A 24,940-nucleotide genomic window follows, 5' to 3' on the forward strand; every position below is an offset into this window, starting at 1 on the left:
AATAGTACCGCTCATTTGAGCGGAACGGTTATCGGCAAAGCGTCGCCCCGGCCTCGCAGCCCAGAAGCACTCGCCTGCGCTGCGCTTCTTCGGCCACCTTCTCCCGCACGATGGCCTCTACCTGAGCCCAGGCCTCATTGCGCGTCCGCAGAGCCCCGAATGCCCTTTTCACTTTCCGCTGCCTGGCGTGACCATCCACCGTCTCCATCCAGCAACCCACAATCGTTTTGGTATTGCGGTCCATGATCTCCGAAATGGGCAGCAGACTCTCACCGTCGTTGACCCTGCGATGCGAGCTGCGCACCCGCGCGTAGACATCAACATCAGCCCGCTCATAGGCTTCATCGCGATGGTATTGAGCCTGAATCAATGCGGCCTCAGGCCCGCCGTAGTCCGAGATGGGGAAGTAGGTGATACCGCCACCGCAGAAATACGGCAGCTGCACACGCCAAGCTGCCCAGGAAACGTGCCAGTCGATGTTCTTGAGGCTGGGGTCAGGGGGCTTCTCCCCGGTGGCCACAATCCGGTCGCGCAGGGCGACGAGCGCCGCGCGATCGAACGCTCCAAGCCAGCGACGTTGATCCGTGGCCACCTACAAAAAATACCGTTTACAGGCATTAACGCCGAAAATCAGACGCTTCAAGTCTTTGAATAGCCACTGACTCAAACTCATCGTTGGTCTGCCAGCCACTCAACCTGAAGCTGGAGATTTCCGAAAATGTCTTGGAGTCATGCAGATACAAAAACTTCAATTCATCGGGTTGCTGCTGATTTGCGCTGCGAAACCTTTCACAAGTAATCCTGCTTACTTTTCCAGACTTTATTCCAGCAGCTCCTTCGGCACTTACAACCTTGCAACTGTGCCTGAAATCATCAACCTCCGAAACAAAGGAGGTTGTAGACCGCATAACTGATTGATGCGTTGTTGAAAACTCAAAACTATTGCCTTCAGTAAAATTTAATGGATCGCCCTGAACAGTGAGACTAGTTAACACGCGTCTTTGGCTAATATTCTTAGACCCTTTTCTGTACGAAATTACACTGACAAGCCCGCCAAGTACCCCCACCTCCTGAATAATGGCACCTCCAAATGTTTTTCCGTGCTTATATAAAAACCCTTCGCCAAAATGCGAGAGCCAAGTCTGCATGAACTGAGATTCATAGTCGGTTTTGTAGTAACTGATCAAACTTGGGACTATCTCTGGAGCCGAAATCTTCATAGAGGCCAGCTTGCGCAAAGTAGTGGGCGGCACTAGAGCCCCAAGGATTGGAGAAGGAGCCCCCAACAAAGTTGGTGCCGTAGCGGATTCTTCTGGGGCTTGGCGAAATCGACGAAGGGCTGCGTTTGCAGATTTCCCGTAGTCATCCTTGCGATCAGCGAGTTGCAGATATAGCTTCCGCGCCATCAACGGGTCGGTATCTTCAAGTTGTTTCGCTGCCGCAAGAATGGCAGAGGGTTTGGGTTCGGATGGCGGCTTCTCTTTGTTCTGAGGTGGCCTAAACACTAAATTCTCCAGTGCCCTCCACTCCTTTTCCGCGACTGACATGATGGATGCAAGATTCTTCTCATGTTGCTGCTGGCGTGCCGCGTTCTGTGCGTCAATTTCCTGTTGCCGCTGCTGCGCTGCCTGGCGCCGCGCCTCAACCGCAGCGCGTTCAGCGTCAATCCTTTGCTGCCGAAGTGCTGACTCAGCCTCCCTGCTCTTGCAGACTGCGTTGCGATTCTCGCAATCGGCACTACAAGACTGGGTGGCAGTGGCTGCTGCGGAATTGCCCTTTGTTATCAGTGCGCCCAGTATTCCTCCGGTAACGCAGCCATTTGTGCAAGCCAGGAGTTCTTCAGTGCAATCCATTTGCGCATGAGCGGGTTGGCATAAAGCAATGAGGAGAACAATGTTGATAACTAGAGCACGCATCTGATCAGTCCTTTGAAAAGTACGCGCCACTGCGAAGTGAAGAAGACTCCAATGTTTCAGCAGTCAAACGGTCCACATCAGACTTCGGCCACATGCTTGCAGGCCCCTTGTTCGACCAGCGGCCATATTCACACTTGTACATCCACTTTCCGTAAACCACGAATGCGCCTTCACCGTAGTAGTTCAAGGTGGACCCGTCATCAGTGACTGCGGGTTTCGTGAAGTACGCACACCCTTTGCCCTCGTGATTGGCGTCAGGGTTTGGTTTTTGGAATGGTGCATTGGCCATGGTCGTACCACCACCAGAGCTACCGGCCGGATCATCCCCGTCGTTCCCACTGGCTGGCTGAGCGCCACCAGTACGCCCTCCGGTGGCGCCTGCGTTGCGCTGCTGCTGCCTCTCGGCCTCCCGCAGCCGGTTGTTCTCGTCTTGCAGGCGCTTCAACTCATCTGCATCCCTCTGGCGTGCCTGGGCGTCCTGATCCCGCGCGTTTTGATCCAGGTGGCGTTGCATCATCGCGGCCGGGTTGTCGGACGGTGAAGTTCCTCTGCGCTGGCCAGCATTTCCGCCGCCGCTGGATGATGGGCGGGCACCAGGAATCACTTCGACCCCAGTGCTTCTTGATTGCGCATAGGCATTGCTGAGGCTAACTAACCCTGCGAATAGCAGACCACTCGAAACAAGCACTGCTGAAAATTTCATATTCATTTACCGTTGAGTGAGTCGCCAGCACCCGAGCGGGAAAATTACTTCCCCCCCATTACGACTCCGGGTTGTGTAACAGGTTGACAAAAATACCTGAAGGCAATGTCGATGTAAACAAAAACAAAGAGGGGGCATTCACACATTCAGGCGAAAAATATCTGGCACACATGGTGTGCATGCACACTATAATGACACTCCATTTTTGAGCAAAGTCGTCCAATGAAGCCAACCCCACAAACGAAAGCACTCCTCATCTTTGGACAGCGGCTGGGGCAAATCACCATGTTGCTGTCTTTGGGGTACCTCTGCCTGCTGGGCCTGGGAGTGGTGACGGCCATGGCGGTACCTCATCGGTCGGGCGATCACCTGCTTGAGGAGGCCAAAGAGCATGCTTGGAAATTCATCCCATTGCTGGTGACCTTGGCGGCGATGCTTGGCTTATGCAGATGGATGCTGGGCAAGTTCCCTCCCGAGGGCGATGCCAGCAACACCCACCAGGAATGAGCACCGCAATGGCTTACGACGCACCGCCGATGCGTTCCGGGATCTTCTGCCGGATGGACGAGCGTGTCCTGGACGTAGCTGGCTGGTCATTCTTCGATGACCTCGACGGCGATATTTCGGCGCCGGAAGCCCTGCCCCTTGGCGGGGTCCAAGCCCAGGGCATGTTTGGACCACACACTGGGTTCATTCCACGTGAGCACGAGGCCCACGAACTTCGACTGAAGCGCCTGAAGCAGCTGGGAATCACATGAACGACCAACGCCGCAAAGCGATCGAGGCAGTTCTCATCGAGCTGGCCGATCTGCGCGCCCGGGTTGAGGCCATCCAGCAAGAAGAGCAGGAAGCCTTCGACAACATGCCTGAGGGGCTGCAGCAGACCCCGAACGGCCAGGCCAGCGAAGCAGCAGCTTCCGCACTCGACGACGCTTTAGGCGCCTTCGACGAGATTGCAAGCTCACTGGACGAAGCAAAAGCATGAGGAGCCCATCGCATGCAAGTACGAACCACCATTGAAATCTCTCAAGAAGTCCAGGTTGAGGTCAGCCTTGATGAAGTGATGGCTGAAATCGCCGCACTGGATGCCCCAGAGCGCGTCCCAGAGGCGCTGCGGCTCCTTACCCTTTGCATGGGCGCAGTGATGAAGGTCCCTGACGCCATCTTGGCCGAGATGAACACCGCCCAGAAGAAGGTCATCACGGATGCGCTGCGCACGCAGCTGGCCAGGTATGAAGCCCCATAACGAAACGCTACTGCCCATGCCCTTAAAACTCAGTGAGCCCCAAGAACTTCTCGTCAACAAGCTGAAGGGTGGAGCGCAACTGCGCCACCAACTGGATACAGGGCTCTTTCGCCTTCAGGACGGATCCAAGTCCCGCACGGTGCATCCGGCCACAGTGGAATCGCTGATACGGGCTGGTGTGATCTCCAAGTCCATGAGCGGGGACTGCCGGCTGGAGACAACCGCACTCCCATAGGCATAGCCGATGGCTGCAAGGTCCACTCTCTGTTAGCTGCGAATCCACTCTTTGCGCCCCAGATCAACACTCTGTTAGGCACCATTAAATTCGCCCGTGGAGGGGCCATGATTCTGACCGTCAAACAGCTTGCGGCGCTTCAAGAAGCTGGCAAGGACAAGATTTTCCAACTGCCCGGGCGCCGTAAGCACAGCCCCGGGGTCCTGGGCGCGCTCGTGAAGTCTGGGCTGCTGAAGGCGGAATCTGTGGGTGTCATCTGGACGATCACAGACGCTGGCCTCGCCGCGTTGGCGAAGGCCCAAGAGCCCAGTGTTCTCGGGAAGACGCGGAACCTTGAGCCCAACAAATGCCCGTCCTGCGATGCCCAGGCCACGATCGAGCATGGTGGGCGCCACTGGCGGGTACTGTGCGGCAGGAACACGAAAACCCCCCATACACCGTGCGACAAGGCTGGGCATGTGATGTTCACCAAGACAGAAGCCGTCCGGGTCTGGAACGAACTGAAGTAGCAAGGAGCCAGCCATGTCAATTGGGGAAGTGAAGCCAGGCACTCAGTTCGAGCGAGATGGCAAGAGGCGTGAGTTCGTGCGGGTCATTCCCGCGAACAGGTACACGTCCGAAGCGGTTGAATGGCGGCGCCCAGGCCAGGAATTTCGCAGCTCGGCCTGCAGCATGGCTGCATGGAAGAAATGGGCCAACGGAGCCCAGCAGCTTGAACAGGAGCAGCGCCATTTGGGAAATGGCAGTTGAGGTTTCGCACAAGCTGGGCGGCTTGATACGCCGCTCGTAGCCAAGGAATACAGATGACGACAAAGACAACCGGCGCGGAAATCAAGCGCTTCTACGCCGACCCCGCGTTCTGGCCCGAGGATGGTGGTGACACCTACCACGATGACGAAGAGGTCCGAGTCGATGGGGTGCCCCTGGATCCGGATAAGGGCATCGCAGAGATCCCTGATACAGCCGTGGTGACCATTGCTGGAGGTATCGTTTTCAGCCCCAAATGGGATGGCAATGAGCCTTCCTTCGAAACCTACTTCAAGCGCTGGAGGAAGGCGCAGTCTACGGTGAGCATCATCGTTGAGTGCGATGTGTCCAAGCGGGATGCCGTGGTGGCCGCAATCCGTGCGGCAGGCGGCAAAGTGTCCTGAAACCGAAAGCGAACCATGAAGATCGCAAAGCTGCTCGATGAAGCCGGCAGGCCGGTGCGGGAACCTGTCGCTGTGCCTGGCAGTGTCTCATTTGACGCGCGTGAAGGGGTGGCCCAGGCCTGGGCTGCGGATGGCCGCACCCTGATCGCCGAAATGGTGAAAGCACGGGTTGTATGGATGGGGCTAGCTGGGGCTCGGATTGAGGGCATGGAGCCTTTTGACGGCCCTGATGGCACCCAATACCGCGCCATGGAATGGCAACAGATCTACGGCCCCTCTAGCGGCCAAACAAAGGACTGATCGGATAAGACATGGGAACCAAAGACTTGACTCACGAAGCGTTGATCAAAGCTCTCAGTGAGAACACACCGCTGAGCCCCGAGCAGCGAAGCGCGTTGATTTCGGTCATAGCTGACGACAAGCACTGGCAGCGCGTGTTGGACGCGGAGACGCAACGGCTCAACACCACGATCACTGATCTCCGCGCGCTGCTTGATGAGCAGACTAGATTGCTCACCGACGTGAACGACGTTTGCGGGCGGGATGGTTTTGACGCGGAGTTGGAGGATGGGGAGTCGGAAATCATTGATCGCATCCGTGCTCACCTGAAGCGTGTGAATCCATCGAACGAAGCCCCAGCCGGTGCCAATCGACCCCAGGAAAACTCACGGTTTTTCGAAGAGGCTGTCGTTGGCGGCGCTGGAATGGGCATCCCCCCTGGTGCGGGAAATCCTCCGGCTGGCATGGGCGTTGTGCTGCTCTACGTGCCCTTGTCGGTGATGGATGGCAAATCGCCTATCGAAATGCAGGCTGACATGGGCTTGCCCTGGTCAGGGCCAAATGGCGAACCGTACTGGTTCCCAGAGAACCAGCCCACCGCGTGAACAAGAAAAACACCGGGCCCGCGCTGAACACGAACGCCAAACTGCTTGCAGGCATAGCGCGAAGGTCTTTGACACCTCATGCACCGAAGTGAAAAGCTGGAAGGCAATTGGAGATGAGTGAGTTGCTGGCCTATGCCCGAGAGTTTCGCGAGGCCGTACTACAAGGCTGCTCCAGTGAGAGGATGTGCGCGGCTCTTTCAGCCCCCTTGCACGCTGTACTTCTCGCCCGAGGCACAGCCAGCGAACTCGTGGTCTCTGACCTGGGTGAGTGCGAGCATGTCTTCCTGCGTCTTCCTGACGGCCTGGTGCTGGACCCCACGGCCGATCAGTTCAACACCTTCTCACGCGAGAAACATCCAGGGGTCTACTTTGGAGCCCCGGCACTGATCCACAAAGGGGCCATTCCATGGCCAGGGGGCCAGGAATGGCACGAGCTGATGAGGGAGTTGAAACGCCTCTACCCGGCGTTGGACGCCGCCGCTGTGGGCCGCACCGTGTCCCTCACGCTGAGAACACTCCCGCCAGGCCTGTGCGAGTTCACCCCGGCCACAGGCCAATAGGAAACCCAGCCGCAGGGAGAAGGCTCCGGGGAACGTACCGCAGAGAAATTTCCATTTACCTGCGGTAGCCAATCAGTTATTTTCCGGGCAGTGTCAGCCGACTATTGATTGGGGACGTTCTTTTGACGGTTCCCAGTCAGAAAATGCCCATGCCCCACTACAAAACCCTCATTTCTTCCTCGCTTCTCTGCGTTGCCATGGGCATCACATTGAATGCCTATGCGCAATCAAGAAGCACTGGGGTCGAAGTGATTCCTGGTGCCCGCCCATCATCCAGCGGCGGCGGAAGTGCTGGACAGCGCAGGGGCACATCCCCGGGCGACAACCCGGCCGCGATGATGCAGCGCCATCTGGACCAGAATGCCCGCGACCAGGACGCCCAGGCCCGTCAACGCGATGCCGAGGAGCTGAAGCGCCTGCAAGAAGAGAACAACCGGCTGAGGGAGGCCGAGAGGCAGCAGCAGCGCAACGCAGGCGCCTCCGGAGGGCGCGCGGGTGGGGCTCAACCAGCCAGTGGGAATGACGGGGATGACCCCGATGGTGGATCCGGCAGCGGTTCGCAAAATGCCTCGTTTCAACCGCTAAATCCAGATGGAAACCACGAGGGCAAAGCCTGTGCCTATTTCACGAAGCCTGCAATCCGGGAGGATGGTGGAGGGCTGAACTACTACGGTGACGGTGCCTATGTTGTCTACGGCAAGTGGATGTATAGGTGCGAGCACAGGCGCTGGAAGAATACCGGCCCCGCCAGTGTTCATTCAAAGTCAGAGGTGGAACGTCTTAAAGCTGAAAAGCAAGAATCATCCTCTCTGAAGAGCGGCGCGTACTTCTCCAAGGACTGATCTGATGCGCTCGATTCTCTCTGCTCTTTTGCTGTTCCTCGCGGTGAGCCAATCAGCCAATGCCCAGATGAGTTGTGCAGAGGAGCTACTTGCGTGCACCAATGGCTGCGTGGCCGGTGGTCTTCTCGGGGCTCTGGCCACCAGAGGCAACTCCGCCGCAGCAACTGCAATGCAGTCATGCAGCATGGATTGTGAATCGCGAAATGCTGCATGCACCAGGCGCGAAGACGAGGCTGCGATCAGGCAGCAGAGAATTGATGCAGAGCGCGCAGCAGTTGAGGCTCGGCGCCAAGCTGCTGAACAGCGGCAACGAGAGATTGCCGCTCAACAAAATGAACAGATGCTGGCCAGACAGCGCGAGACCGACCAAGTAGTTGATCGGATCATGACCAGGGCTGCGAAAGAATTGAACGCTCTCAAAAGCTTCATTGCAGGAAGCTCCACCACCATCAATGCAAAGCCCCCCTCAGAGCCGAAGCCTGCCGCTGTTCTGGCGGCAGCAAAGCAGCTGGAGGATACGGATCCGTTAATGGCGAGAAGACTTTACTTGCAACTGGCTGAGCGCAAAGATGAGTTCGGTAAAGCAGCCGGGAATGCATTACGCAGGTTCAGAGATGACCCTGGAGACTCAGGAAGAAAAACATCCTATCTTGGTGAGCCACCTGCGATTATTGCGTCATTCATACCTAAATCAACCAGAGACAAACTCGCAGCAATTCGAATCGAGTCACCTGATGCAGTTTCATCCAACGTCAAATACATTATAGAGGATGGTAGTAAGCCATCCTCTATAAGGGAAGTAAGAAGCATCGGAGACGGGTATATCTTTACCGAAGATGGATCTGAGACGTACTCTGTATCAATTTTAGGTGGGCTGGTAGATGTCGTCTCGTATCGATCTTCAAGTTTTGGCGATACCAAACGCACACTTAAAGATATCACCTTGAAAGGAAATCCATTTCTTTTCGAGAAAGGCAATGAATTTGCCTACACCTATACATACAACTTCCACTTGAAGAGCAAGCAGGGTAAACCGAGTGTAAGCGCCCCAGAAATATATCATGCCGATTGCATAACGACGGCGATTACCGAGGAATTCGCCTCCATCCTATGCAAGCGTAAGCATCTACTTTCATGGGACGGGCGGAGGTACGACGATCTGCCGCCAAATATTGCAACATACGCATACATTCATAAAATCAAATTATTTTCGATAATAAAGGAATTTGAAGTCCCACCCAATAAATCCAGTAAAAATTGGGATTCGTATGAAATCAAACTCCTCACAGACTGAGGTCTGCAAAAATAAATGCTAGTAGAAGCGCCATTTCTGGCGCGTTTCTCTAATTGGGTTAAATAGTTCACTATATCAAGGTCTACATCTCTTTCAAGATCACCGGTTTGGTTCGCCGAATAGGCTGATCTGCTATGAGATAGTGCCCATCTGCTCGTAGCTGCTGCTGAGCTTTCACTTCCGAGCGCCACTTGAAGATGCTCTGGCGCTTGGACTCTAGGAGATCGACGGCACGATCCATCCTCTCCACCTCCCGGGCGCGTGCGAGCATCTCTTCCGCCTGAGCCAGCCCCTCCAGAACCATGTATGCAAGCAGTGGTGCACGCCAGCCCACAAGGGCAGCATCTGCATCCTGGGGATCCACAGCGCTGGCGCAGAAAGCGGAATACACCAGAAAGCCCGCGACCGATTCAATCTCGGGGAACCCCTTCCCGACCTTGGAGCACACGATGCCCACTGTCAGATCCGCATAGCCCTGCAGCTCTGGTGCTGCCTCCTTGGCCTCGCGGCCACGGATCGTCAGGGCATATCGCTTCGATTCATCCTCTATGAAGGCTTCATGGTCAAGGTATTGGTCCAACTCACGCGCAGGGGCGAGCCCCAGCGAGGCTTGGACTAACGACTCGTTTGTCCATCGGGTAGCCGCGTCTTCAGCAAGGCGGTAGAGGTCTTGCAACTCTGCGGCAACAGCGCTGCGCAGGGCCTCAACACCCGCTGGAAAAACATCGAGCCCTGGGGCGTCTGGCCAGTTGCTCAGCACGGCGGGGATACCGCCACGCGATGACAACCAGGTGGGAATTAGTCCGGGGCCCAGGAACATGCGCTGCTGGTGCCGGACATAGACCTGCCCTTGCTCAATGAACATCCCCTCCTCGCCGGCGTCCAGCACTGCGTGATCTTCCCAGTAGGCGACCGCGCAGAGGGGCTGCAGGGTGTTTTTCAAAAGTGAAGACAGCCGATCGGCATCCGCGCCGATATCGAATCCCTGGAAGCTGTACGACGGCAGGAAGGCGTTGATGTGGGTTGCCCCCCCAGGAACCTTCGGGACGAAAACTTGTTGGCCGCACATGAGGTCGGCCAGCGCCTCGAAGATATCGTCGCTCTGCGCGTCGTAGACCACGGGGATGATGCCGCCCAGCGCCCAGTTGTCGATAACGCGGCCGATGACACGGTTCTCCTCGTTCATAAGCCAGCGGATGGAAAGCCCAATGGGTAGGCGTTTGTCCCTTTTGATGGTCTGGGCCAGCGGGGCGAACGCCTGAGGTAGCAACTCCCTCGTCACGAAGGCCCGGAAAACTTCTGTCCTCGACTGGAGCCCCCCGTAGCCCTCTTCCATCACCAGGTCATCCTGGAAGTCAGCTGGCAAGGCATCGACCAAGCTGGTTAAGAGGGGCCACGAGAACGCACGCTTATCTGGCAGGACAGCGAAGGTGTAGGGTGGGGCTCCGCAGTCGAGAAGTTCGGCTGTGCGCGGGTGCCAATCGGAACCGAATAGGGTTCCAGCCTCGTCAAGCACCAGCATGCGGCCGGAGGCCTTGACGGACTTTTGGGCCTCCTCGAAGGCCGCCTCTGGCGTGCTGGCATCGACTTCCAACATGTTCAGCCGCAAGCCCTTGACCGCCTCGCGTGCATCCGCCAGGGGCAGCGGCGCAAGGCGCGATAGCTTCCAGGCCACGCTGTCGGCTATCTGCTCGCGGGTAGCGGGCTTGGGTGGCGAAAGAAGACGCCCCTTGGCCAACTGCTGCAGGTCATGCAGGGAGCGGTAGCCGAGTAGCTGAGAGAGCTTGCCCTGGGCCTGCATGAGGCTCAGCTTGCCGTGAGGCCAGGCCTTGACCAGGGAGCGGGAAATTGCAGAAAAGCGGCCCGAGTCGAGGTCCGCCTGTGAGACAGCGATACGCATGATTCCTTCTTTCCGGTGGCGTCGGAAATCTTCAGGGGCTGGCTTGCCGGGGGGTGCGCCACCATGAAAAACGGAGTTGCGTTCAACGGTCGGGGAGCGTGGTCTCTGACGTAGCCTTTACCAATGCCAGCGGTGCGGATGAGACCAATCCGGTCGCCAATCTTGCCACAGATGGAAGTGGATAGGAAGGACAGCGACCACGCTCGCGCCCACGGAGACCAAAGGAAAAATGGGTTTGTGAGTGCTGGTGGCTGTCCCGCAAAATAGACCAGCTCCAAAGAACAACCAAGGGGAATGAATGCAGCGGCTCCTGTACCACGCACCTGAAAATCCAAGCACGGAATCGCCCTTCGATCGCGCGATCGTCCAGGTGGTACAGGGCCAGCAAGTGAGCATCGTCAGCCCCTACATTGGGGTGCAGTACCTCCATCGGCTGATCGGAATGTCCACCTCGTGGAGACTGATTTCGGATGTGCTGGAGTGGCTGTCTGCAACTCCCGTCAGGGAACGCGGCTCTGTCTACGAATTCCTGAAGGAACACGATGGCCTGGTGCACCACTACCCTGCGATCCACGCCAAGACCGTGGTGAGCCGCGTGGGGGCCTACACGGGCTCCGCGAACCTGACGGATGCGGGTGTGTTGCGCCGCACAGAATTCGGCGTGCTCCTGACCGATCCAGGCCAGGTGCAAGAGATCCAGCAGTGGTTCGATGCCATCTGGAGCCAGACCTCACCGCCTCCACTGCAGAAGGTCTTGGACCTGATTGCCGAGCTGGACCAAATCTCTCACATCGCGGCAGATTTCGCGGATCTGAAGGCCACTCAGCTGGAGTCTGGAGCACGACGAGTGCGAGCCAAGCTGGTGAAGATCTTGGGACACGAGCCCCAACCCGTCAAACAAAGACTGGAGAAGGCTACCCCGGCCATGGCCCCAACCACTGCTCAGGTGCCTACATCGGGTTCATCAGCAGAGGAGGACCAAGTATCTGAACCAGTTTCTCAGCCGGAGGTAGTTCTTCCACGAACGATAACCGTTGTCAGGTCGGTCCCAGGCGAGGACTCAAGGCTCGTGCGCATTCCAGTCAAACGCGATGACGCTTCTTCGGCTCACCCACCCTCAACTTTCGATCTGGAGGCTGAACTCGATACCTACATCTCAAGGCATGCAGGTACCTCATTCACCTTCGAGGAGGCGCTGAAGGCCATGCGCCTCAAACAGCCAACGCTAAGGGCGCGTGAGGCGTATTTCGTCCTTCTTGAGTCCTGTGCGTCACACCCAAGAACCCTGTTTTCGTCCACTGCGCTGAACCGTCTTGTCTACAGCAATGGGCGATTCATCCAGAGCAACAGGGAACTGCTCACGGCCGGACTTCGACCTGTGGATGAGCTGGTTGGCCAGATCATTGACGCTCTCTCTTTCGAGACGCCTGTCGCAACTCTTGACTTTCACACCGACATGGGCATGCCGGTGGGCACCTTTCGAACGGTACTCACGGGCATGGTCAACGCTGGGTTCTTAATCGAAGAGGGAGGTCTACGCCTTGCTGAAAAAGCCACTTGGAGCGCACGCCTGAAATTGCTCTCTCGGGCTCATTCCAAATGGGAAGCACGACTTGCAAAGCACCGGATTGGGGTGGGGCAGTTACACACATCTTCACCACCAAATGATTTCCACGACATTCAGGAAACGAATGCGACGCCAGGACGGGCCTTGGCGGGAGATCCCTTAGATGCTGCGGATGCGATATCAGACAGTGAATCAGACTCAAGCATCCGCCTCTATCGCTTCGATACGTTTTTTGAATACTTGGCTAAGGAATTTCAGAATACGAGTGGAAATTCCACGATCCCCCTTGAGCGGATCAAACGTCAACTACAAATCAAGACCAGTCTTTCCTCTACGGACGTTTCTCGTTTATTGGATGGGACATATCCATTCTTCCGAAGCCCTTTCATTGTCATGGGAACACAATCCCGTGACTTTGTGAAAGTCGTGCCTGACATTCTGGACAACCCTGATCTTACCAAGCTCCCCCGAACGTCCGCCGTTATCAATCAATATCCTGCACTGAGAGCTTTAGCACAACCCCCGCGACCATTGACCCTGAAAACCAAAGAAGAAAAGACAATCACTCCAATTGCCCCACGATTCAGGAATCTAACGATTGAACAGGCCGACGACGCCTACCTGCGTATCTGCCGATGGATATTCAAAAAGCTCAATCCGCACTCATCAGCAATGCCTGAAAATTCTTGGGTGACATTTCTCGGGCGCAGTGGTGTCAGAGCAGAACTTGTCCGTTATCTAATATTTAGAAGCGGAGGAACACTGCTCAATCTCTTTCAAGTCACTGAAGCAGATCAAAGGGGCGTAAAAATACGCCTTATTCAAGTTAATTTGTCACGTTTCCCTAAAACTAACAACTACCTCACCGGTGTCGCTTGGCAGTCTGGCGTTCAGCACGAATGCTTTCCAAACTTGGAAATTCTTCACAATGAAGCGTTGGCAAAGTTTGAGCACTCAACAATAAATCACTTCCTAGCCAATCCATCCAACGCTGATAGTTCTTATGCCTCAATTCTTGATTTCATCGCCAAGAAGATACCACCACAGACCAGATTCAGAGCACCCCACGACATCGCAAAAGCCTTAGCGCCTACGCAAGTCAAGCACTCGATAATTCTCTATTTACTCGGAATTAATCACACTCCAGAAAATCAACTGGTCCGAGTTAGAAGTGACAGACGAGGCTTCCTCCTGGAAGTCGATGAATCTCAACTTGGAAAATATCTGAAGTGCCAGAGGTTTTTTAGAAAAGTCTCTGCAGGTGAAATCACCGCTCACCCATGGCTCGTAGATGAGCGAAGTGTTTTCTATCCGAAGACCACAGCAGCTACAGAGGGTAAGCAAGACATCGCTCAGAAAATTCAGGCCAAGCCTGCGGATGCGCTGCAATCCACTCCTGACTTCAGCAACAAAGAAAGAATTCTTCGTGAACTGGACAGGCTGTATTCAGAGCTTTTCCAGATTTACATAAAATATGGGAGTTCAGCGATGAAAGCTGATGGAGCGGATGAGGAAATGGAGAGTATGGCATTGGGCAAGTATCTGCAGATAATTAAATTAGGCCAAAGCAAACCAGAGCTACAGCCTGTTCTTTCACTACGGATGCACGAAGTCCCATCCAAGGCGCAGGAGTTGGTTATCTATGGCAGCTACCGCGACCATATCCATCAGTACCCAGGTCTCCAGCGGCTGCTATCAAATAGCCCGATCAAAGTCCGTGAAGTTTAGGATCCAGAGGCCGCAAACGCCTGAACCGACCTCGCAGACAGCGCCAAGGCCGAGTAGTAGGCTTCATCCATCTCGTGCAGTGCCAGACCCATGTCATAGGCCTCCTCACCATCAACCGAGAAGACCACAGAGCCCCCACCCCGCGCCACGTTGAATTCACGGCCGCGATAGAAGGTGGCGGCCACCAAAGGGGCTCCTGGCTTTTCGAACAATGCGAATGGGCCGCTGTTGGCGAGCGCACTGGCATCCATGGCGGGCTCATCAGGGTCCCCGGCGTGGAACACTTTGGTCTTTTCGTCCCATACGTATAGCCGAAAGCAACCAGCGCTGCGCAGGGGCTCCGGCGCGGTCGTGTTCCACCAGGCGCACAGCGACTGAACACCAGGATGGGTTTCGTACTGCCCAACCTCGAAGTCCACTCCGTCCTGGCGCAACTTGCGGGTGACGGCCAGGGCAAAATCCAGAACAGCCCCCTCGCCCCTCAGGGTTTCCTGGCCCTTGACCAGCTCAAGGCCTGTCCGCGTGGCCAGCTTCGACGTTGATACGCGCGTCCCATGAAAATCCGCAATGCTCGACAGGGACAGGGGCTTGGAGGCGTCGCGAGGGATCTTGACTGGGTTGTTCCAGATCCCGAAGAACCATTCATGGCCCCGGTAGAGCACGACAAACTTCTGGCCCACAGGGCTTTCAGGAGCAGCGGCGCACGCTTCGTCCAGCGTCGCAGCGTGGATGTTCGACTCTTTGTACCAACGCAGGAATGGCTGGTACCGGTCCAAGGCCTGTAGGTCCGCCAGCAGCGCCAAGGCTTCTGCGCGCTCAGGATAGCCGTCCGCTAGCTCCGTATGCGAGCCGTGGTGGGGTTCGCGCATGAGAACGCCATCGACCGACAAATCCGGGTGTTCAAACAGAATGAGCGTTGGGAAGTCGCGGCTGGGGTCCACCGCAGTGATATCCCACGGCAGAGCCCACTCGCGGCACAAAGCCACGGTGATTTTGTTGTCAGCGAATGGAGACCCGGCGAGCACGCCCTCCAGGTATTGGAGGGGGGACTCATCAACACCGGCCAGCTGCCACACCATCTCCAGATGGTTGATGTGCACCGTTGCATCAACGCCATCAGTGCCCGGGGTCACCGCCACAAATCGGAACCTCCGGTGCACGTGACCATGCTCATCAGCAGGGAAGGTGCAACCGCTGATCAGATCCCGGAGTTGCAGGCGTTGGGCTTCATTCATAAGGGCTCCACAGGTGCGTTTCAGATGCTCCCTAGGTTACGCACCAGCGCCCAAAAACCCCCCTTGAAAAACGCCCCGTTAGGCAGCATCACCGGCATCGCTGCCAGCGTCTCCCATGGTGGCCCTGGAGCTGGCCTCGACAAGCCTAGAAGCCGACTCCTGGTACGCCAGAACCCTGGCATGCAACTCAACGGCAGCATCGATCAGATCCTGCTCTACCTCGGCCACTGTCCATTTCTTCCCATGGCTCATGTGCGACTTCATGATTTCGGAAAGCTCAGGGGGGATCACCTCCTGAATCTCCTCAGGAACCTCGCAATAGTCGGAGGCATGTTGATAGTCCCACCCCCACCAGTACCAACCCTCTGGCCTGTATCCATCGCCCCCGGGGCCCCGGAAAGTGATGCTCCCGTGGACCTGGAGCACCAGCTCGTCAATTTCCGCCATCCAGTGCTCATTGGGCACGCCAATGTAGGCGCAGAGCCCCACGAAACGATGAATGATCAGGCCCCGAAAGGGTGTTCCAGCCAGGAGGCTATCGAAGAGCGGAGGCTTCAGCATGTCCTACGCCACAACGTCGGTTTCGGCCTGAAGCAGCCACTTCTGCGCCAAGGCACGGAATGCAGGTTCAATGGCTTTGGCCTGGGCCGCGCCAGCAGCCACATTTCGCTGGTGGCCACCAGCCTGGCCATCCTCCCAGTAGCGGCGGGCATAGGCAACCATCGCATCTACGCCCTCCCCTCCCGCCCCAACGGCCAACGTCCTCATGGCCGCGCCGACGTGATCGCCTGCCCCTGGAATGCGGTCATCGCCGAGAGCTGCGCACCAGCCGTGGGCAGTGGGCGCATTTGCCTCATCGAAAGCGCCAAAGACCTTCATGATCGCAGTGGCCAGCACCAACGGGTGGCCGGGGTAGACCATGGGGGATCCGGAGAGGTCAAGGATGACGTTTCGGCCGTGGATATGGGGCTCAGCAGGGGTAAGGTCTAAACTTCCCATAGATGGGGTCCATACAACGCAAAGACGACAGCCTAATGCAAGGGCGAGCACAGCAATGTGCAGTTCGCCGAAAAACGACGAGCAGCGCAATGCTGCCCGCCCTGGCGACTATCGAGTGAGACGACCGTGCCTTCAAACCTTTTCATCAAGTGTCTTGGCGTACCTCGATAGGAAGATACCGTCTTCCACGAGTTTGAGTTGGATCGCTTCCTGAATTCGCTGGTCCATCTCCATCCCAACAGGCTCATCTTTTGCCGCGATTTCGACCATCCCCAAAATGCCTGGTGCCGACACCTTGGACTTGCTTCCCAAGTTCTTCAGTAGGGCCGGCCCATACTGCCGGAACGCGACACGGGTTTCAGGCGAATGCCTGGCTGAGCCAACAAAAATGAAGTGGATGGCCTCCAGTTTTGGCAAATGCTCCGATATCCCGGGCAATTGAAGAGACCAGAGTCCGTATGGGGAAACCTCCACAACATCGGTACGCACGTCCATGAAGTTGCGCTCCTCATAGGTCAGGTTGAGATCAAGCTTCGAAGACGCCTTGCATGAAGCGCTTCGCTTGGGCACCTTCAACGCAAGCATTGGCCCCTTTTCAGGCTTGAACCAAGAGATACCGGTGCTGGTGAGCATGGCCCGAATCGAAATCTCCTTGCCAGCAAGGTATTCGCTATTGAATTCAAGTTGAATACCCAAGGAAAACGCACGCTCATCCCACCGGTTTCGATTTGCTTTTGGAATATTCGTCGGCATTAAAGTGACGAATGCTCGATCAGAGGCAAGATGCTCGAACACTTCTTTATGGCTATCTCGGTCGATCCGAATCTCGCATATTGCATTCAAACTGACATCCACAGGCGTATGCCTGCGGTCATCTAGCATCAGCTCGTACTGTCGTTCAATATGCTCTGGCCGCGTGCTTGAAAGATCAATCGCTCGTAGCTGGATCCATTCGTACTCGAATGCCGAATTCGCTTCGGCAAGGGCTGCTAGTTGGCCCTTCCCAAATTCGAGATCTGCCCACATTGCAGCTTCGTAAACATCAGTGACTTTGGTGAGCAGTACGCTGCCCTCAGATTTCTCTAGATCATCCCGCTGACGCTGCGCGGTTGTGATGGCCGAGCGAATGCTGGCCAGTTCCGTGATGAGTTGAGTGCGCTCGATCAGAAGACTGTTCCTTGCATCCACCATGGCGAAGAACTGGTCCATGATGAGACGCAAGCGGTCAGCCTCTGCCATCCCCTTGTAAGGCTCAATCATCTTGTTGAAGTCATCCCGGGTCATGCTGACCCGAACTTCGTCTGAAGGGGGCTGTAGGTCGTCACCGCCTAGAAAATCCTTGGCTTTATTGGCAAAGTCAGCGAGATCATTTGCGCCCTTCGCTATGCCATCGAGGGTTGTTTTGACCTCGTTTGCGTCTTCGATCAGCCCTTTGTAGTCCTTCTCGGTCTTGGAGTCCTTGTTGAGCCACTTGAAGGCTTCTGCTCCGCCGGCAAGGGCCGAAGCAGCTGTAGCACCTCCTGATGCGACCGTCGCCACCACCAATGACACTGCGATCAGAACGTTCAGGAACGAACCGCAGGGGTTTTTCCGGGCAACGGCTTCCTTGAAATCATGGTCCGCCGTCTGAACCTTCAGCCAAATAGCCACATAAGATGCGGCCATCGAATCTAGTTGATTGCTGACATCTTTCAGGCGGCTATCCAACTGCTCCTTGCGTACCTTCCCAAGATTGGTGACCAATTCAGCGTGGTAAAGCACATCATTCACCGCCTTCTGGACCGTCTCGACTTGCAAGTTCTCAGCCCGCATTTCGGCCAGGTAGTACCGGAAGCGGAATCGACTTTCCAATCTCTTTTGGAGGCTATCCAGATGGAATTCGATCGGGCGCATGGAGCAATAGACACCTTGGATTCCAACCGGTGGAAGGCCCGATGCGATACGCCCAAGGGTGCTGGCCAGGCGCATTCGCAATTCACGTGCTTGAGTGTCAGCAGCTTCACTTGAGATGGCAAACAGCCATGAAGCCTTGTCTGCGGCTTCGACCTCATTTCCTTGAAGGTGGGTCATGTCTGCATCAAGCGCCAGCAGCTTCAGCCCTTTGACGGGAATCGACAGCGGGTGACCGAAGACGCGACCAAGGGTTACAGAACCAGGATTTCCTGCTTTCCCAACGGGAACCGGATCCAGGATTGGTGATGCATCCTTCCCTCTTGGACCACTGGCCCTTCTATCTGGACTGATGCCGCAATCCATGCCCCATCGAAGGGGTACTGCGCCGGTCGAAAGCACACCAGGACTCGGAACGCACACCTCAATATGCCCCCCTAGCCCCCCTTCACCAGGTGCCCCGGGCTTGCCATGGGCGGAACCGGCCACCTGCTCGCCACCATTGATCTGGGCGGTGACGAGTTCACCTCCTGAATCGACATGGATCCGGATTTGGCCACCGTTGCCTGAAGTGCCAGGAATGCCAGCTCTCCCAGGAGCCCCAGCGTCGCCACCCGCCCCTCCCTCCGTGTCGATCTCATCGTGAGGGAACCCATGCTTGCCATTTGCGCCATTGGCGCCAGGTTGTGCCTTGCCACCACGACCACCAACTGCCATCAACACCAGAGGCCCATCAAGCTCTTTAAAAAGAACATCGATGGAGCCTGTGACACCTGCGTCACCGCCGTTCGAACCGTTTGGAGCGGGAGAGGACGTTTCCAGAGGAGTGGGTGGGGGGCTCTGTAGCGCATCAACACCATCAACGCCAGAGACGTTGATCAAGGCCTGCTTCCCCCCCAGGGCCTTTCGAGCGATCAGCGTGACAACCGCGCCAGGGGCAACAATGGGCGAGTCTAGACGCAGAACATCAGCGTGGACCAAGACGATTTTCCGGCCACCAATGCGGGGGTTAATCTCCGACGCACTGATGTCCTTTGCGACTATCTCCAAGGTTGTCTCGCTGTCGCTGACAACTCGATCTTCGGTAATCCGAATGCCCATGATGATCCCTCCAGGAAGTAGAGGGAGAAATCCTGCTCAACAGCATGTGAAAAGACAAGCGCAAAAGTGCCAAGCTGGTTTTCAACGCCACCAGGGCCCACGATCAGGACGCTACCGTTCCATCTTCCAGAAGTGTCGTTGTCTCTTCGTCGATCACGTTGTCGCACCACAGGTGCTTCTCGATGTAGTGCAGCGCTGCCAACAATGTGTCGAAATCGTGCCTGTCCTCTTCCGTCCCGTAGGACTGAGACACCAGTCGCGCCTTACCGGTTTTCTTGGCGTAGCGCAGCTCCCACGAGCGCAGTTCTGGCTCTTGGTGGGAGACTGCAAATCGCACCCACCCCTCCCGCGAACCACCCTTGATGGGCTTCATCGCGGGGGTAAAGTAGATCACCGCCGCCGCGACTCGATCAACAGCCCCGCGCTCACCCCTGTTCAGGCCGAACCGCAGCACCGTTTGGTTGGTGTCTGTCCAGGTGCCACCAAGACCAAAGCCCCACCTCCCCGCCACCTCACCCAATGCCCTGTAGAAGACCATCGTGCTGCCCTCGCCCGAGTTCATCAACTCCGCCAGATCCGGATGTTCCCCCCAGCTCTGCAGCTGCGACATGGCAATGGCTTCACGGATGTCTTCAACCAGGTTGCTCGCACGTTCTTCCGCCCGCTCAGCCGCTTTGACCGCCTTCTGCGCGATCGCCAGTTTTTCTTGGGCCTGCACGAGCTGGGCGCGCAGCGAGGCAAGGCTGTCTGTGACTTGGATGTTCATGGGGTTGGCTCTGCCTGAGGAATAAAAATGGAGCGGGCGGTGATCACCTTCTCCGCGAACGTCACAGGTCCTGCATGGGCATCCACCTTCAGAACCCCTTTATTGCACGCCAACCAAAGCAGACTATCCACCGTCGCGATGCGATCACCAGTGGATTCGGCGAGTGGCCGGCATAAAGCCATGCAGGCGGGGAAACGGTACTTCACCGAGCGCCGAGGTCGATCCGCAAACCCTGCCAGGCGCGATTGCCAGAGATCAGGCTTCACCAGGTCGGCCCCAAAATTCTTGGCCAGCTGGAACTGGGTATCGTCCCCCACGAACGGTAGAGACCCGCACCACTCCACCAGGGCCTCCACGCTGCCAACGGACACAACCCCCTGCAGGGATTCGAAATCCTTTTCGCGTTCGTTCCATGCCCGTTCGATTGCAGCTGCTTTTGCCCGGTACCCAAACGCCTCCACGACCGGTCTGCCATCGTTGATAGCGTCCCATACCTTGCGCTCGATGGTGCGTGCCGCCTGTGCCGAGCGGCCTGCACACAGGATGATCCAGATGACCTCACTGGCCATCCTCTCGGGTGAGACCGGGGGAGAGAACGTCTTCTCCGACCAGTCCACCATCTGCAGAGCATCGGTGTCGTTGGCCAGCATCCAAGCCCGCAGCTCGGTGTACATGGCCACCGGAACACGCGTTGACGGATCAGGGACTGTGAAAACGGCCATCTGGAGAAAACTTTAACCGGTTAAATAATCGTTATGAGTCTTTATGAGTGGCTGCAGAACGGAGCCCCGAGACAGATCGCACCAAGGCTGGCACTCAGCATCACCCAGCCGACGTTGAAACAGGCAACTCGCTATTCATGTGGGGGGCGAATCTGCAAGCGTGAAGCATCAGTGAAGAGTGGGGGCGGTTTCTTCTGCCAAGCTGAAAACGGTTTGCACATCGCCGCCACACACCTTGGGAGCCGAAACCACTAAGTCAGCTGCCATCAGCAGCGTGAGTGCATTCGATGCCTGGGCGAGGCCACCCAGCGCGCGGGCCGCATCGGACATCAAAAACCCGCTGCGCTCGCCATGGCAGGTGGCATGAGGCATGTGGAGCGGCCGGAGGGCCTCAATCGCATCAGTCAATGTCATGGTCCCATCCAAAACCTGGGTCATGCAGCAGAGGGCGAAGGGAGGAAACCAATCCCGGAGAGCACATCGTTCTTCCCGCCAACATCCTGCAGCAGAAGGGCCGTGGTCAAGCGGCGCTTCGTGTACTCAAACGACTGTGCAGAGTCGCCCGCCACATGCGCGTAGTCTGCAAGCGTCGGCTTGGCTTTGACTGTGCGAACGTGGGTGGCCAAATTCACCATCTCCATGGCGCAATCCAGGTGGGCCAACATCGAGGCCTGCACTTCGGAGAACCACTGCTCCTTGGGAATGTGCTGTGAATACGCCTCCCGTTGTTTGACCACGGTACGGGACTTCAGCGTCCTGATCAGGAAGCCAAACTCGTTACCGGCCTGTCGCTCCTCGACGAACTCCACACAATCCTTGGGCGAGGCGAAAAGGTAGTAGCTGCTATGACCGTTGAGCCTGGCAACCTTGAAAGCGGGGTATTGCGAAGTCATGTTATTGGCCGTCTACAAAAGGGAGCTTCGCGGGTGGAATTGACATCCTCGCGAGCCATCTATCAGCTTGAGAGGGGCCACAACTACACAGGGGCAAAAGCCACAAGAACCATCCCCACCGTCGTAAAAATCAACCCCAACATGAAAAGCGCCTTGCGGTGTTCTGCGGAGCGGCGCCGGAACACGATGCGGGCCGTGAGCCAAAGCCCGAATCCAAACATGCACGCGAAGCCCGTGCCCTCAAGCGCCCGAGTCCAAGAAAACATGGGTTGGAACACAACGTCCCAATCAATGTCAATAAAGGCCGCAGGAAGTTTGGGCGTAGTTATGACGGCGTGGAAGCGCAAACCGATCGCGTAGAGGGCCCCATAGATGAGCGACCATGCAAACCAAAGGTAAGGTACTTGGACCACATCGCGAGGCGGATACAAACCGAGAACGTCTTGCTTTTCCATTGAGGGCTTTCTGTATTCAGACGGGGTGGCAAGCGCCAGAAGACGATGCACGCTGGATGTCGGGGTTCAAATCGAAAGGCCCCCCCGTAGTTAAGGCAACCGATTGCATTCGGACCCATTGTCTCAAGATTCAATCAGAATTGCCACACAAAATAAAGGATGTGGAAATATGTGCACATCAGTCGCTTACGGCCTGCGGAGCTATCGCTGAGCCCTAGCGATTCCTCTTGTGGGGCGGAGAGAGCTGCAGGACAGGTAGCACTGACTCAATTCCTCGGCGGACCATCGCGTCAACAACCTGCGTGCGGTCGTCACCAAAAAGGCCGGTACCCACAAGCTGATCCACGTACTGATTGATGTGTCCGCTCGCACGGATAACCACCTGATCATCACCCAGCTTCACCCAGGACTTTTCGCTCGATGGTTTGATGGCAAGCTCCTCCGCTGCCTCCATCGGAGACGCTCCATCGCTGCCCCCTTCACCGAAGATCCTCTGCAAGTATGGATCATCGAGCTTGATCACCTCATCGGCCACCATGGCAGGCATGCCGTGATCCGTAATCAGTAGGTAGCGAACGGCGGTGCGAAAGTCGTTGAGCGTCACGGGGGCCTCGGCAGACAAGGGGCTGTGCGCCGCAGGAACCTCTGCCTTTCTTGACTTGTTGGGGGGCATGGTGGGGCTCATTGGGGGACTGATGACGCCTGAAGGTTCCGTCTGGCCTGCAACCCTCTGGATGATCGCTGCTCTGCACATTGGAGGGCATTCAGCTTTTCATGCCGCCGCTCGATCGCCCGGAACTCCTCCCCGTTCAACTCACGGCCTTGGTCGAGAACCCGCTTGACGAACAGTGATGTCGCAGGATCGGTCTCGGCGTATTTGCTGATCTCATCGTAGGCCTGCAGGGGCACATCCTCAAAGGAATGGCTCGCCACAAAGAACAGGTCGTAGGGGGGCGCTGAGCCAGAAACCTGCCCATGGACGAACCATGAGAAGGGAATTACGTTCAATCCCAAAAACAGCACGCCCAGTCGTTGAGCATCCTGCAAGAGAAGCTCTAGACCAACCAGTGTGAAAGAGGTTGAGAGCATCGCGATGCAGATGTTCCTGCGCTTGGCCATCTTGTCTGCGCTGCGCTCCCAAGCTGCCCTGCTTGCCTCAAACTCGGCCTTCAACCCTGCCCACTGCACGGTTGTGAGGGGCTCCTCCTCCACGTTGACAAACTCTGCACGCAGCTTGGCCCAATCGGAAAATGTAGGGTTCATGGTCAGCCCCGACGTTGCTTGCCAGACCACAAGACCATCAGTACGCCTGCAGCCGCGCGCAGAACAGTCCGGGTTTTCATAGAGATGACTTTCGAGTTTCTTGTTGGTACAGCAGCGAGAGAACCCTGGATCAGGCGTTCTTCAACGGGTATCCCAGCGCCTTGATCAGCTCCAGCTGACCGTCCATGACAAGGACCTGCACCAGATCGTTTTGGGAGACCAACTTAGGAGCTGGGAGTGATTGCAGAGCCCCCTTCTTGTCCACCCAGAAGTTCACAGCAAACAACTTACCGTTCGAGGACTCGGCCCAAACGATCCAGTTCCTGGTGCGATTCGTTTCAGCCAGGTGGTGAGGCACCCTCTGGACATACAGGATTTCGCTCTTTGCGCCATCCCAAACAACTGCAGCGCCGTCGATGGCGGTGACGGCCGACCACCCTTTGAACTGGATCGGGACGGTGGTTGGAGCGGCCTCCATGCCCTCCTCTATCGCCACAGATTCGAGGTGGTTGTCGTACAGAGTGGCGCCCGTACCAACAACCAGGCAGACCGCAAACATCCAACGCATGAAGGTGGATTTTTTCATTTCGAGTTGAGGTTTCATGCCGGATTTACAGGAATGCCGATGCGCTTGAGAACGTCCAACTCTCGCTTCTCGACAAGCATGTCGATGACTTCAGTCTGCTGGACCACATTGGGCTTCTCTGCGGGGAATACCTCGCCCTCATTGCCAACGACGTATGGCACTGTGAAATACCGGCCCGAGGGCGTCCTGGCCCAGACGATCACGCATTCCCAGCAGCGAGACCCGTTCAGTTGCAGGTATAGAAGCTCACTCGAAGAACCGCTCCAGGCGACAGCCTCGCCCCCTTCACGGGTGATCGAAGTCCAAGCGGAATGGAAATGGTTTTTGACAAGTGCCGGAGCACGCTCAAGAGCGCTGCGTCTTTCAGCTGCTTCTCTCTGATCCCAGAGATGCTGCAAGAACCAAGGCCCAAGAATCACCGTCACAACCAGTACATGGAGTCGATACCTTCTGAAGAACTTCCTCATCCGGCCCCCGTTACAGAATAAATCCCAAGCTCTTCAACTCCAACTCAATGGCCAGCATGTCCAACTGGCGGGCATTCAGCACTGCATCCAACACTTCGGCATCCTTCTCAAGAATCCGGGAGTGCCAGAGGAAGCCCAGTCCGGTCGCGCCACAGGTCAGCGCTGCAGCTACAACTGCCGCTATGGTCATCCAGTCGGCGCCGTCCAATCCCAATGTCGCCTTCCCCAGCTCGGATTCCAGGAAGATCCCGAAGACCACCATGAGCGCGGCTGTAGCCAAGAAGGAGAGCCCAATATCGCGGTAGTAGCTGGGACTCATCGTGCTGTCAAAATAGCTGTAGACCAGCTCCCGATCGCCCTCCGAGAGGGAGCTGAGAACATCCTGTCGTTTGGGTGAGTTGCCCACCTTCAGGGCATTGAGTTCGCGATGAGAATGCATGGGGAAATTGTCGGGGTGGCATGCCCAAAAACACCCCGCGAAACACGCCCAAATCGGTCGCATCTCGGCGGACGATCGCTTTCGCCGCTCTCTGCTTG

The 24,940-nt window shown here is 56.6% G+C and carries 30 protein-coding genes; 12 read left to right on the forward strand and 18 right to left on the reverse strand.

Annotated elements, in window-relative coordinates; translation table 11 throughout:
- Positions 1-28 precede the first annotated feature (28 nt).
- Genes ACODSU_RS07235 through ACODSU_RS07245 form a run of 3 tightly spaced genes read right to left on the reverse strand, consistent with a single transcriptional unit; the run spans position 29 to position 2,625 of the window.
- Positions 29-592 (reverse strand): hypothetical protein, encoded by a 564-nt coding sequence (locus tag ACODSU_RS07235; RefSeq protein ID WP_488841169.1) that lies wholly within the window; start codon positions 590-592, stop codon positions 29-31.
- 25 nt (positions 593-617) lie between these two features.
- Positions 618-1,916: a hypothetical protein gene (locus ACODSU_RS07240; RefSeq protein WP_488841172.1), complete on the reverse strand. Its 1,299-nt coding sequence runs from the start codon at positions 1,914-1,916 to the stop codon at positions 618-620.
- 4 nt (positions 1,917-1,920) lie between these two features.
- The gene (locus tag ACODSU_RS07245; protein ID WP_488841174.1) at positions 1,921-2,625 is read right to left on the reverse strand and encodes a hypothetical protein; all 705 of its coding nucleotides are present in this window, start codon (positions 2,623-2,625) and stop codon (positions 1,921-1,923) included.
- Positions 2,626-2,841: 216 nt separating this feature from the next.
- Here ACODSU_RS07245 and ACODSU_RS07250 point away from each other — a divergent pair, with 216 nt between their 5' ends.
- The 11 genes from ACODSU_RS07250 to ACODSU_RS07300 all read left to right on the forward strand — a co-directional run bounded on the left by ACODSU_RS07250 (position 2,842) and on the right by ACODSU_RS07300 (position 8,831).
- On the forward strand, positions 2,842-3,126 hold the full coding sequence (locus ACODSU_RS07250) for a hypothetical protein (RefSeq protein ID WP_488841176.1): 285 nt from the start codon (positions 2,842-2,844) through the stop codon (positions 3,124-3,126).
- A gap of 8 nt (positions 3,127-3,134) precedes the next feature.
- Complete coding sequence (locus tag ACODSU_RS07255) at positions 3,135-3,377, forward strand: hypothetical protein (RefSeq protein WP_488841178.1); 243 nt, start codon at positions 3,135-3,137, stop codon at positions 3,375-3,377.
- Positions 3,374-3,604: a hypothetical protein gene (locus ACODSU_RS07260; RefSeq protein WP_488841180.1), complete on the forward strand. Its 231-nt coding sequence runs from the start codon at positions 3,374-3,376 to the stop codon at positions 3,602-3,604. Before ACODSU_RS07255 ends, ACODSU_RS07260 begins: the two co-directional genes overlap by 4 nt.
- A 12-nt stretch (positions 3,605-3,616) precedes the next feature.
- Positions 3,617-3,865: a hypothetical protein gene (locus ACODSU_RS07265; protein WP_488841182.1), complete on the forward strand. Its 249-nt coding sequence runs from the start codon at positions 3,617-3,619 to the stop codon at positions 3,863-3,865.
- A gap of 342 nt (positions 3,866-4,207) precedes the next feature.
- A complete protein-coding gene (locus tag ACODSU_RS07270) occupies positions 4,208-4,609 on the forward strand; it encodes a hypothetical protein (protein WP_488841184.1) in 402 nt (133 codons plus the stop codon).
- A 294-nt stretch (positions 4,610-4,903) separates the two neighbouring features.
- The gene (locus ACODSU_RS07275; RefSeq protein ID WP_488841186.1) at positions 4,904-5,251 is read left to right on the forward strand and encodes a hypothetical protein; all 348 of its coding nucleotides are present in this window, start codon (positions 4,904-4,906) and stop codon (positions 5,249-5,251) included.
- A 15-nt stretch (positions 5,252-5,266) separates the two neighbouring features.
- The gene (locus tag ACODSU_RS07280) at positions 5,267-5,551 is read left to right on the forward strand and encodes a hypothetical protein (protein WP_488841189.1); all 285 of its coding nucleotides are present in this window, start codon (positions 5,267-5,269) and stop codon (positions 5,549-5,551) included.
- 11 nt (positions 5,552-5,562) lie between these two features.
- On the forward strand, positions 5,563-6,135 hold the full coding sequence (locus ACODSU_RS07285; protein WP_488841191.1) for a hypothetical protein: 573 nt from the start codon (positions 5,563-5,565) through the stop codon (positions 6,133-6,135).
- A 113-nt stretch (positions 6,136-6,248) separates the two neighbouring features.
- The gene (locus ACODSU_RS07290) at positions 6,249-6,695 is read left to right on the forward strand and encodes a hypothetical protein (RefSeq protein WP_488841193.1); all 447 of its coding nucleotides are present in this window, start codon (positions 6,249-6,251) and stop codon (positions 6,693-6,695) included.
- Between the two features lie 149 nt (positions 6,696-6,844).
- Positions 6,845-7,537, forward strand: a complete 693-nt coding sequence (locus ACODSU_RS07295; protein WP_488841195.1) for a hypothetical protein — start codon at positions 6,845-6,847, stop codon at positions 7,535-7,537.
- A gap of 4 nt (positions 7,538-7,541) precedes the next feature.
- Entirely contained in the window at positions 7,542-8,831 is a 1,290-nt protein-coding gene (locus ACODSU_RS07300) for a hypothetical protein (protein ID WP_488841197.1), read from the forward strand.
- An 82-nt stretch (positions 8,832-8,913) separates the two neighbouring features.
- Here ACODSU_RS07300 and ACODSU_RS07305 read toward each other — a convergent pair whose 3' ends face one another.
- Entirely contained in the window at positions 8,914-10,731 is a 1,818-nt protein-coding gene (locus ACODSU_RS07305) for a hypothetical protein (RefSeq protein ID WP_488841199.1), read from the reverse strand.
- A 298-nt stretch (positions 10,732-11,029) separates the two neighbouring features.
- Between ACODSU_RS07305 and ACODSU_RS07310 the strand changes: the two genes are divergently transcribed.
- The gene (locus ACODSU_RS07310) at positions 11,030-14,026 is read left to right on the forward strand and encodes a phospholipase D-like domain-containing protein (protein ID WP_488841201.1); all 2,997 of its coding nucleotides are present in this window, start codon (positions 11,030-11,032) and stop codon (positions 14,024-14,026) included.
- Here ACODSU_RS07310 and ACODSU_RS07315 read toward each other — a convergent pair.
- The 14 genes from ACODSU_RS07315 to ACODSU_RS07380 form a co-directional block, all read right to left on the reverse strand.
- Positions 14,023-15,261, reverse strand: coding sequence for a hypothetical protein (locus ACODSU_RS07315; RefSeq protein ID WP_488841203.1), 1,239 nt, complete (start codon positions 15,259-15,261; stop codon positions 14,023-14,025). The genes ACODSU_RS07310 and ACODSU_RS07315 overlap by 4 nt on opposite strands.
- A 78-nt stretch (positions 15,262-15,339) precedes the next feature.
- The gene (locus ACODSU_RS07320) at positions 15,340-15,822 is read right to left on the reverse strand and encodes a hypothetical protein (protein WP_488841205.1); all 483 of its coding nucleotides are present in this window, start codon (positions 15,820-15,822) and stop codon (positions 15,340-15,342) included.
- Between the two features lie 3 nt (positions 15,823-15,825).
- Positions 15,826-16,182 (reverse strand): hypothetical protein, encoded by a 357-nt coding sequence (locus ACODSU_RS07325; protein ID WP_488841207.1) that lies wholly within the window; start codon positions 16,180-16,182, stop codon positions 15,826-15,828.
- Positions 16,183-16,392: 210 nt separating this feature from the next.
- Positions 16,393-19,251, reverse strand: coding sequence for a hypothetical protein (locus ACODSU_RS07330; RefSeq protein ID WP_488841209.1), 2,859 nt, complete (start codon positions 19,249-19,251; stop codon positions 16,393-16,395).
- Positions 19,252-19,354: 103 nt separating this feature from the next.
- Positions 19,355-20,017, reverse strand: a complete 663-nt coding sequence (locus tag ACODSU_RS07335; protein ID WP_488841211.1) for a hypothetical protein — start codon at positions 20,015-20,017, stop codon at positions 19,355-19,357.
- A complete protein-coding gene (locus ACODSU_RS07340; RefSeq protein WP_488841213.1) occupies positions 20,014-20,691 on the reverse strand; it encodes a hypothetical protein in 678 nt (225 codons plus the stop codon). Before ACODSU_RS07340 ends, ACODSU_RS07335 begins: the two co-directional genes overlap by 4 nt.
- 216 nt (positions 20,692-20,907) lie before the next feature.
- Positions 20,908-21,153, reverse strand: a complete 246-nt coding sequence (locus tag ACODSU_RS07345) for a hypothetical protein (RefSeq protein ID WP_488841215.1) — start codon at positions 21,151-21,153, stop codon at positions 20,908-20,910.
- A 20-nt stretch (positions 21,154-21,173) separates the two neighbouring features.
- The gene (locus ACODSU_RS07350; protein ID WP_488841217.1) at positions 21,174-21,632 is read right to left on the reverse strand and encodes a hypothetical protein; all 459 of its coding nucleotides are present in this window, start codon (positions 21,630-21,632) and stop codon (positions 21,174-21,176) included.
- 83 nt (positions 21,633-21,715) lie between these two features.
- Positions 21,716-22,087, reverse strand: a complete 372-nt coding sequence (locus ACODSU_RS07355; RefSeq protein WP_488841219.1) for a hypothetical protein — start codon at positions 22,085-22,087, stop codon at positions 21,716-21,718.
- Positions 22,088-22,301: 214 nt separating this feature from the next.
- On the reverse strand, positions 22,302-22,760 hold the full coding sequence (locus tag ACODSU_RS07360; RefSeq protein WP_488841221.1) for a hypothetical protein: 459 nt from the start codon (positions 22,758-22,760) through the stop codon (positions 22,302-22,304).
- Positions 22,761-22,768: 8 nt separating this feature from the next.
- Positions 22,769-23,350, reverse strand: coding sequence for a hypothetical protein (locus tag ACODSU_RS07365; protein ID WP_488841223.1), 582 nt, complete (start codon positions 23,348-23,350; stop codon positions 22,769-22,771).
- 130 nt (positions 23,351-23,480) lie between these two features.
- Positions 23,481-23,954, reverse strand: coding sequence for a hypothetical protein (locus ACODSU_RS07370; protein ID WP_488841225.1), 474 nt, complete (start codon positions 23,952-23,954; stop codon positions 23,481-23,483).
- A complete protein-coding gene (locus ACODSU_RS07375; RefSeq protein WP_488841227.1) occupies positions 23,951-24,403 on the reverse strand; it encodes a hypothetical protein in 453 nt (150 codons plus the stop codon). Before ACODSU_RS07375 ends, ACODSU_RS07370 begins: the two co-directional genes overlap by 4 nt.
- A gap of 10 nt (positions 24,404-24,413) precedes the next feature.
- Complete coding sequence (locus ACODSU_RS07380) at positions 24,414-24,842, reverse strand: hypothetical protein (protein ID WP_488841229.1); 429 nt, start codon at positions 24,840-24,842, stop codon at positions 24,414-24,416.
- Positions 24,843-24,940 lie beyond the last annotated feature (98 nt).

It is taken from the genome of Acidovorax sp. FG48 (assembly GCF_057809085.1).

Coding starts and splice junctions, on each gene's coding strand:
- ACODSU_RS07240 (WP_488841172.1), bottom strand. CDS start 1,916: ATGCGTGCTCTAGTTATCAACATTGTTCTCCTCATTGCTTTATGCCAA.
- ACODSU_RS07245 (WP_488841174.1), bottom strand. CDS start 2,625: ATGAATATGAAATTTTCAGCAGTGCTTGTTTCGAGTGGTCTGCTATTC.
- ACODSU_RS07250 (WP_488841176.1), top strand. CDS start 2,842: ATGAAGCCAACCCCACAAACGAAAGCACTCCTCATCTTTGGACAGCGG.
- ACODSU_RS07255 (WP_488841178.1), top strand. CDS start 3,135: ATGGCTTACGACGCACCGCCGATGCGTTCCGGGATCTTCTGCCGGATG.
- ACODSU_RS07260 (WP_488841180.1), top strand. CDS start 3,374: ATGAACGACCAACGCCGCAAAGCGATCGAGGCAGTTCTCATCGAGCTG.
- ACODSU_RS07265 (WP_488841182.1), top strand. CDS start 3,617: ATGCAAGTACGAACCACCATTGAAATCTCTCAAGAAGTCCAGGTTGAG.
- ACODSU_RS07270 (WP_488841184.1), top strand. CDS start 4,208: ATGATTCTGACCGTCAAACAGCTTGCGGCGCTTCAAGAAGCTGGCAAG.
- ACODSU_RS07275 (WP_488841186.1), top strand. CDS start 4,904: ATGACGACAAAGACAACCGGCGCGGAAATCAAGCGCTTCTACGCCGAC.
- ACODSU_RS07280 (WP_488841189.1), top strand. CDS start 5,267: ATGAAGATCGCAAAGCTGCTCGATGAAGCCGGCAGGCCGGTGCGGGAA.
- ACODSU_RS07285 (WP_488841191.1), top strand. CDS start 5,563: ATGGGAACCAAAGACTTGACTCACGAAGCGTTGATCAAAGCTCTCAGT.
- ACODSU_RS07290 (WP_488841193.1), top strand. CDS start 6,249: ATGAGTGAGTTGCTGGCCTATGCCCGAGAGTTTCGCGAGGCCGTACTA.
- ACODSU_RS07295 (WP_488841195.1), top strand. CDS start 6,845: ATGCCCCACTACAAAACCCTCATTTCTTCCTCGCTTCTCTGCGTTGCC.
- ACODSU_RS07300 (WP_488841197.1), top strand. CDS start 7,542: ATGCGCTCGATTCTCTCTGCTCTTTTGCTGTTCCTCGCGGTGAGCCAA.
- ACODSU_RS07305 (WP_488841199.1), bottom strand. CDS start 10,731: ATGCGTATCGCTGTCTCACAGGCGGACCTCGACTCGGGCCGCTTTTCT.
- ACODSU_RS07310 (WP_488841201.1), top strand. CDS start 11,030: ATGCAGCGGCTCCTGTACCACGCACCTGAAAATCCAAGCACGGAATCG.
- ACODSU_RS07315 (WP_488841203.1), bottom strand. CDS start 15,261: ATGAATGAAGCCCAACGCCTGCAACTCCGGGATCTGATCAGCGGTTGC.
- ACODSU_RS07320 (WP_488841205.1), bottom strand. CDS start 15,822: ATGCTGAAGCCTCCGCTCTTCGATAGCCTCCTGGCTGGAACACCCTTT.
- ACODSU_RS07325 (WP_488841207.1), bottom strand. CDS start 16,182: ATGGTCTACCCCGGCCACCCGTTGGTGCTGGCCACTGCGATCATGAAG.
- ACODSU_RS07330 (WP_488841209.1), bottom strand. CDS start 19,251: ATGGGCATTCGGATTACCGAAGATCGAGTTGTCAGCGACAGCGAGACA.
- ACODSU_RS07335 (WP_488841211.1), bottom strand. CDS start 20,017: ATGAACATCCAAGTCACAGACAGCCTTGCCTCGCTGCGCGCCCAGCTC.
- ACODSU_RS07340 (WP_488841213.1), bottom strand. CDS start 20,691: ATGTACACCGAGCTGCGGGCTTGGATGCTGGCCAACGACACCGATGCT.
- ACODSU_RS07345 (WP_488841215.1), bottom strand. CDS start 21,153: ATGACATTGACTGATGCGATTGAGGCCCTCCGGCCGCTCCACATGCCT.
- ACODSU_RS07350 (WP_488841217.1), bottom strand. CDS start 21,632: ATGACTTCGCAATACCCCGCTTTCAAGGTTGCCAGGCTCAACGGTCAT.
- ACODSU_RS07355 (WP_488841219.1), bottom strand. CDS start 22,087: ATGGAAAAGCAAGACGTTCTCGGTTTGTATCCGCCTCGCGATGTGGTC.
- ACODSU_RS07360 (WP_488841221.1), bottom strand. CDS start 22,760: ATGCCCCCCAACAAGTCAAGAAAGGCAGAGGTTCCTGCGGCGCACAGC.
- ACODSU_RS07365 (WP_488841223.1), bottom strand. CDS start 23,350: ATGAACCCTACATTTTCCGATTGGGCCAAGCTGCGTGCAGAGTTTGTC.
- ACODSU_RS07370 (WP_488841225.1), bottom strand. CDS start 23,954: ATGAAACCTCAACTCGAAATGAAAAAATCCACCTTCATGCGTTGGATG.
- ACODSU_RS07375 (WP_488841227.1), bottom strand. CDS start 24,403: ATGAGGAAGTTCTTCAGAAGGTATCGACTCCATGTACTGGTTGTGACG.
- ACODSU_RS07380 (WP_488841229.1), bottom strand. CDS start 24,842: ATGCATTCTCATCGCGAACTCAATGCCCTGAAGGTGGGCAACTCACCC.